Here is a 6,541-nt window from a genome sequence, read left to right on the forward strand (position 1 = left end):
CCGCTAGCTGAAGACGCCGAACTCCCGGAGGACGATGAAGATGATGGCGATGATCATCAGCGCGTAGACGGTCAGCATCGTCACTTTGGCCGCATGCTCGCTGGTGGGCGGGAACATCTTCAGGATCGGCTTGGAGTAGGCGACGAGCCGGCGCGTGTCTGCCGGCGAGGCCGCCGAGGACCTGGGAACGTTGGGAGTGCTGTGGAACTCCGCCGGATTTGCAGTCACTGCACACATCCTCTCTACGCCGGAACCATTCCCATCGTAGGCCCGGAGAACGGCGGCGACTACGTTCCGGGGAACCTGGGAAGTTCGGGCAGTTGGAGCGGCGGCAACTGGATCTGCGGCAGACCGGGGAACAACGGCACGGGCGGTGGGGGCGCGGGCGCCGGCTCGGGAATCCGGATCTGCGAGGCCGTCTGGATCGGCGCTTCGACGGCCTCGGACGCCGGAGGGGGCGGGAGCGTCGTCGGCGACGGCGTGGCCACCTCGGTCATGACCGGCGACTCGGGGGTGAGTTGCGTGGTCACCGGCTGAGACGAGCCCTCGGTGCGGGCCAGCAGGTTCTTGCCGTACCCGAGCCCGAGACCGATCACCGCGACCACGGCGAGAGCGCTGCCCGCCAGCGCGGCCCCCCGGATCTGGGGCTTGGCCACCTGCTGACTCGGCGGCGGCGCCGCGGCGCTCAGCCAGGACGGAGTACTCGACGGCGCACCGGTTCGTGCGACGGTCGCGCTCGGCGCCTGGTAGGTGGATACGACTGCGTCCGGTGCGGACTGCGGCGTGTATGGCGGCGGGAGGACCCTGGCGACCTCGGCGGGTGGCGGCACCACCTGCTGGGCGAGCAGCGCAGCACCCTGTGCCGCAACGAGTTCGGGGTGATCGGGAACCACGACCGGCAACCCGAGCCACGACTGCAGCACCGACCGGACGAGGGGAATGCGGGCACCGCCGCCGATGAGCACCACGGCATCGGGGGTTCGTCCCGACCTCGTGACGACGTCGCAGGCGAGGCGTGCCGAGGATTCGACGGTGACACCGATCAGCGCGTCGAAGACGTCGCGAGACAGCAACAGCAGCCCGCCGTCACCGGGCACCGCGACGGCGCCGCCGGTGGACAGCCGCTCCTTCGCCTCACGACAGCGGAGGTCGAGCGCGAGCCCGGCGGCCGCGTCGCCGGGCTCCTCGATCCGCTTGTTCGCCAACTGGTTGTCGCGGATCAGCCGGTCGAAGACGTCGCCGCTCACCGTGTCGGTGCGGACCGTCTCCACCACCTCCCCCGTCGCCCGGTCGACGACACTCACGGTGAGGCCGGCGCTGCCCAGGTCGTAGAACACGAGCGTCGCATGGTCGCCGAGGGCGCCCGAGACGTCGAGGAACTTCAGTGCCGCCGACGCTTCGGTGACGAGTTGGTAGTTGGCGAGTTGCTGCCGGGCCATCGCCGCCTGGACGGCGCCTGCCTGGGCTTCGTCGCGGTAGGCGACCCCGGTGGCGCGGACCTGCCCGGCGTCGGGTGCCCCGGCGAGGACGACGCCGATCGATTCGGCGGCGAGTTCCTCCGGCAGGTCCCGCCCCGCGGCGACGACCTGGGCCCGGAAATCGGGGACGTGCCGGCTCCCGGCGTCGTCACGGTTCACGGAGTCGGGTCGTGCCAAGCGCACCGCGCTCGCACCGACCGACACACCTAGAACCGAACTCATGGGCCGCCTAACTCGACTGTGCACGGGTTCGATCCGGAATCCCCCCACTCCATGGCCCGCAGTCTAGCGAAGCGGTCCGACGGGGCAACCGAGCAACCGTTCGGCGGGAGGCAACTCAGAAGTTGCTCGCGATGATCACTCCCGCGATGCCCGTGCCCAGCGGCACGAACGTGCACGGCGGCACGATCGCGTGTGCGGGATCGAGCGTGTTGAGGACCAGTTGCTGCGAGAACGGGTCGTAGGGCAGGTTGAAATGTCCGGTCTGATCGAGCGGGCACAGGTCCTGGACGAGGATGTTGGTGGCACCGGGATCGTGCAGCGCGACGTTGGTGTACGGCTGGATCACCTCGTCGTACCGCGTGCCGATCGTGGTGTATTCGACGCCGGGGACGGTGTCACCGCCGGCGTTGAGCGCGGTGAGGAACGGCGATCCCTGCACCTGCTCGGCGAGCGCTTCCGAACCGATCCCTTCGATCAGTGCGTTGCCGCCGGGCAGCGTCTGCAGGGCCGTGGCGATCCCAAAGAACGTTCCACCGTAGGACGGCGACGCGAGACCGACCCAGCGGTTCACCTGCGAGGCCCCGCCGAGCCTGTTGATGTAGTACCGGGCCACCGTCGCGCCCTGCGAGTGCCCGACCAGGTCGACCTCGTCCGCACCGGTTGCGGCCAGTACGTCGTCGACGAACACCTCGAGTTCGGCCGCTCCCTCGGTCATCGTCTGCATCCCGAAGTGTTCGGTGCCCGGTTTCCGTCCGTAGTTCAGGGCGAACACGCAGTAGCCGGCGTCTTTCAATTTCGGGCTCAACCCGGCCCAGTTCGAATAGGCACTGCCGTCGCTCCCGTGCACGAGGATCACCGGGTGAGGGTGCGCGGGACCGGGGCGGCACGAGAAATCGTTGGTCCCGGGCGGCGCCGAATGCGGATGGTGCTTCGCGTACGAGATGGCCGCGCCGGCGTCGGATTGCGCCGGCCCCGGCAGGGTCGGTACTTCCGCCGCCTGAGCCGGGGCGACCCCGAGCGCACAGATACTGACAACGGCAGCGAGGAATGCGAGTCGGGATCCGTGACGTGCCTTCGACATCGCCAGCCCTCCGTTGCGATTGAGGCTGACGCTACCGCCCGCGATGTTCCCGGGCGCGGAGATCGTCAACCCGTTATCGCAGGTCGCCGCAAGGTCACAAACCGTTATCCGAGCGCGCTATCCCCTCCCGAGACCTCGATAGACCCACCCTGCGGTGCGCCAGTCCGCGGCGTCGAGACAGTTGCGGCCGTCGACCATCACCCGGGCCCGGACCACTTCGTTCAGATCCTCCGGCTTCAGGGCCGCGAACTCCGCCCACTCGGTGAGCAGCAGCACTGCGTCGGCCTTGCCACATGCCTCGACCGCCGACGTCGCATAGTTCAGCGTCGGGAACAGTCTGCGCGAGTTGTCCAGGGCTTTCGGGTCGTAGACGCTGACCACCGCCCCGTGCAACTGCATCATCCCAGCCACGTTGAGTGCCGGCGAGTCGCGAACGTCGTCGGATTCGGGTTTGAAGGCCGCGCCGAGCACGGCGACGTTGGCGCCGAGCAGCGAACCTCCGCACACCTGCGCCGCCAACTCCACCATCCGGGTGCGGCGCCGCATGTTGATGCTGTCGACCTCCCGGAGAAAGTGCAGGGCCTGGTTCGCCCCCAGCTCACCCGCCCGCGCCATGAACGCGCGGATGTCCTTGGGCAGGCAGCCGCCGCCGAAGCCGAGACCGGCGTTGAGGAATCGCCGGCCGATCCGCGCGTCGTATCCCAGGGCGTCGGCAAGCTGGGTGACATCGGCGCCGGTGGCCTCGCACACCTCGGAGATGGCGTTGATGAACGAGATCTTGGTGGCGAGGAACGCGTTGGCCGAGACCTTCACCAGTTCCGCGGTGGCGAGGTCGGTGACCAGGAACGGAATGTCCTCACCGAGCAGGCGGGCATACAGTTCGCGCAACTCGGCCTCCGCGCGTCCGGGGCGTTGCCGGTCCACACCCAGCACCATCCGGTCGGGGTGCAGGGTGTCCTCGACGGCGAAGCCCTCCCGCAGGAATTCCGGATTCCACGCCACTTCCACGGCGTCCCCCGCCGGGGCGAGTGCCCGGGCCCGCGCACCCAGATCCGCCGCCGTCCCGACGGGAACGGTCGACTTGCCGACGATGACGGCGGGACGATCGAGCAGCGGCGCGAGGGTGTCGATCACCGAGTGCACGTGCCGCAGGTCCGCGGCGTACTCCCCCTTCTTCTGCGGGGTACCGACACCGAGGAAGTGGAGGTCCGCGAACTCGGCGGCCTCGCTGTACGACGTGGTGAAGTGCAGTCGGCCGGCGTCGATGTTCCGGCGCAGAACCTCCCCCAGCCCGGGCTCGTAGAACGGGACCTCCCCGGAGGAGAGTTTCGCCACTTTTCCGGGATCGATGTCGACGCCCAGGACCTCATGGCCCAGTTCCGCCATACAGGCGGCGTGGGTGGCTCCCAGGTATCCGGTTCCAAACACGGTGCAGCGCATGCACCCTTGATAACCAGCGCAGGTGAGCGCGATATTTACCCGACTGATGTTCGAAGCCAACAGTGCGTGTACGAACGGTGCGAGGCGAGACCCTATGCTTCGCCCATGCATGTTCTCTTCGTCTGCACCGGAAACGTCTGTCGCTCCCCAACGGCTGAGCGCCTCGCAGTGGCATACGCCGAGGAGCTCGGGATCACCGATCTGACTGCCGAAAGCGCAGGTACCCGCGCCGCGGTCGGACGCCCGATGGAACCGACGGCCGCGCAAGTCCTCGAAGGTCTCGGCGGTAATCCGAGCGATTTCACCGCGCGGATGCTCACCGCCGATCTGGCGGCGGACGCGGATCTGGTGTTGACGATGACCGAGCGTCAGCGCGAGAAGGTGCTGGCGCTGGCCCCGGAGCAGCTGAAGAAGACGTTCACGCTCCGGGAGGCGGCTCGGCTCGCGGAGGCGGCGGATGCCAAGTCGGTGGCCGACCTGGCTGCGGCACGTCCCAAACACAAGGCCGACGAGACCCCGGAGGACGTTCCGGACCCGATGGGGCAGGACGAGGACACCTTCCTCACCATCGGGTCCGAGATCGCCGATCTACTGGGTGTGGTCGCGCGGAGCGTCCGTCTCTGACCAGGCTTCCTGGTCGTCGCGGTAGCGGCGGGTGCGTCGCGGTGTGGGAGGCACCGGTGCGCCCGCCTGCTGCTCGTTGCCGTAGTGGTCGGGACCGCCGTGCCACTGCTGACCCTGGTCGCCCTGGTAGGCCGGGGCGCCCTGATAGGCGGGCACTTCCTGCTGATCTCCCCCGTTCGGACCGTACTGCTGCGACGGGTACTCGTCGCGAACGTACGGGGCCGGCTGCGGCTGCTGAGGTGCCTGGTGTTGAGGGGGCTGCTGCTGCACGGCAGGCTGCACGACGGCGGCCTGCTGCATCTGCGGCAGAGACTTATCGGTCTCGTAGTAGTACTTGTACTCGTAGACGCCCCGTCCGCGGCTCGGCGTCATCGTGATGATCGTTCCGAGGATGGTTGCCCCCACACTGTGCAGGTTGCCCACGGCCCGCGACAGCTGATCCCGCTTGGTTTCGGCGTGCCGTGCGATGACCAGCGCGCCGTCCGACATCGCGGTCAGCACGGTCGCGTCGGTGACCGGCAGCAGCGGTGACGCGTCGACGATCACGTAGTCGAACCGGCCTCGCAGATCGGCCAGCACCTGGCGGGCCGTCTCCGTTCCGAGGAGCTCACTCGGGTTCGGCGGGATCGGTCCGGACGCCAGCACCGTGAGACCCGAGTACTGCGTCGGCTGGAGCACGGCGTCGAGGTCGGCCTTGCCGGCCAGGACGCTGCTGAGACCGACGGAACCGACGACACCGAGGTACTTCGACACCCGCGGCTTGCGGAGGTCACCCTCGACCAGGCACACGTTCTGGCCGCCCTCCGCCAGCACGAGCGCGATGTTGATGGCGGTGGTGGTTTTACCCTCGGTGGGCAGCGAACTGGTGACGACGATGACCCGCGGCGGGTTGTCGACCTCGAGGAACTGGAGGTTGGTGCGCAGTTCCCGGTAGGACTCGGCGCTCGAGGAGTTGCCTTCGGCGAAGTTGATGGCCTGCTGCGTCTGCCGCTCCTTGTCGAACGGGATGGTGCCGATCAGTGCGGATCCGGCCAGCTCCTCGACGGTGCGCCGGTCCTTGACCGTGTTGTCGAGGCGATCACGTAGGACTGCCAGCGCGAGGCCGAGCAGCAAGCCCACCGCTGCACCCAGCGCCAGGTTCCGTTCGGGCTTCGGGGAGACCGCCACCGACGGCGTCTGAGCCTGCTGCTCGACTACGACGCGCGCCGCCGGGGCGCCGCCACGCTCGGGCGTCTCCAATTCTCGTGCCATGACGACGAACTCGTCGGACAGGGCGTTGGCGATGTCGCGGGCGCGTTCCGGCGACGGATCCTGCACCTTGACGTCGATCAGCACCGTGTCCGGCGCCGAGCTGGCCTTCACTTGCGATGCGAGTGCGGGCGCCGTCATGTCGAGGCCGAGCTTGTCGATGGTTCGCTGCGCGAGATTCTCACCGGTGAGCAGCTTGGTGTAAGACGTCACTCGCTGCTGCGAGAACAGATTGCCTTGGTATATCTCGTTGACTGATGCCCCGGACGACGTGGACACGAACATGCGGGTCGACGCCTCGTACATCGGCGTGGTGAGCAATGATGCTCCCAGCGCGCCGAGAATTGCAACTACGGTCGTCACGGCGATGATTTTCCATCGTGCTTGCAGTATCCGCAGGTAGTCCTGTATTTCCATTATCGAGTCTCCCATCGACTTCACGCTCGGG

6 protein-coding genes are annotated in these 6,541 nt (G+C 68.0%); 1 reads left to right on the plus strand and 5 read right to left on the minus strand.

Annotated elements, in window-relative coordinates; genetic code table 11:
- Positions 1 to 3: 3 nt before the first annotated feature.
- The 4 genes from AC1D1G_RS05015 to AC1D1G_RS05030 form a co-directional block, all read right to left on the minus strand.
- Complete coding sequence (locus AC1D1G_RS05015; RefSeq protein ID WP_477951408.1) at positions 4 to 228, minus strand: hypothetical protein; 225 nt, start codon at positions 226 to 228, stop codon at positions 4 to 6.
- A 59-nt stretch (positions 229 to 287) separates the two neighbouring features.
- Entirely contained in the window at positions 288 to 1,700 is a 1,413-nt protein-coding gene (locus tag AC1D1G_RS05020; RefSeq protein ID WP_477951409.1) for a DUF7159 family protein, read from the minus strand.
- 115 nt (positions 1,701 to 1,815) lie between these two features.
- A complete protein-coding gene (locus AC1D1G_RS05025; protein ID WP_477951410.1) occupies positions 1,816 to 2,781 on the minus strand; it encodes an esterase/lipase family protein in 966 nt (321 codons plus the stop codon).
- A gap of 117 nt (positions 2,782 to 2,898) precedes the next feature.
- A complete protein-coding gene (locus AC1D1G_RS05030; protein ID WP_477951411.1) occupies positions 2,899 to 4,221 on the minus strand; it encodes a UDP-glucose dehydrogenase family protein in 1,323 nt (440 codons plus the stop codon).
- Positions 4,222 to 4,326: 105 nt separating this feature from the next.
- Between AC1D1G_RS05030 and AC1D1G_RS05035 the strand changes: the two genes are divergently transcribed.
- Complete coding sequence (locus AC1D1G_RS05035; protein WP_283333470.1) at positions 4,327 to 4,845, plus strand: arsenate reductase/protein-tyrosine-phosphatase family protein; 519 nt, start codon at positions 4,327 to 4,329, stop codon at positions 4,843 to 4,845.
- On the opposite strand, the gene AC1D1G_RS05040 is transcribed toward AC1D1G_RS05035, so the two are convergent.
- Positions 4,810 to 6,510 carry a tyrosine-protein kinase domain-containing protein gene (locus AC1D1G_RS05040; RefSeq protein ID WP_477951412.1) on the minus strand — a complete coding sequence of 567 codons (1,701 nt, stop codon included), beginning with the start codon at positions 6,508 to 6,510 and terminating at the stop codon, positions 4,810 to 4,812. The genes AC1D1G_RS05035 and AC1D1G_RS05040 overlap by 36 nt on opposite strands.
- Positions 6,511 to 6,541: the final 31 nt, after the last annotated feature.

Source organism: Rhodococcus sp. P3_B8 (assembly GCF_056402775.1).

Bases quoted from the DNA above. Each gene is read 5' to 3' on its own strand.
- AC1D1G_RS05020 (WP_477951409.1), bottom strand. From the start codon at position 1,700: ATGAGTTCGGTTCTAGGTGTGTCGGTCGGTGCGAGCGCGGTGCGCTTG.
- AC1D1G_RS05025 (WP_477951410.1), bottom strand. From the start codon at position 2,781: ATGTCGAAGGCACGTCACGGATCCCGACTCGCATTCCTCGCTGCCGTT.
- AC1D1G_RS05030 (WP_477951411.1), bottom strand. From the start codon at position 4,221: ATGCGCTGCACCGTGTTTGGAACCGGATACCTGGGAGCCACCCACGCC.
- AC1D1G_RS05035 (WP_283333470.1), top strand. From the start codon at position 4,327: ATGCATGTTCTCTTCGTCTGCACCGGAAACGTCTGTCGCTCCCCAACG.
- AC1D1G_RS05040 (WP_477951412.1), bottom strand. From the start codon at position 6,510: ATGGAAATACAGGACTACCTGCGGATACTGCAAGCACGATGGAAAATC.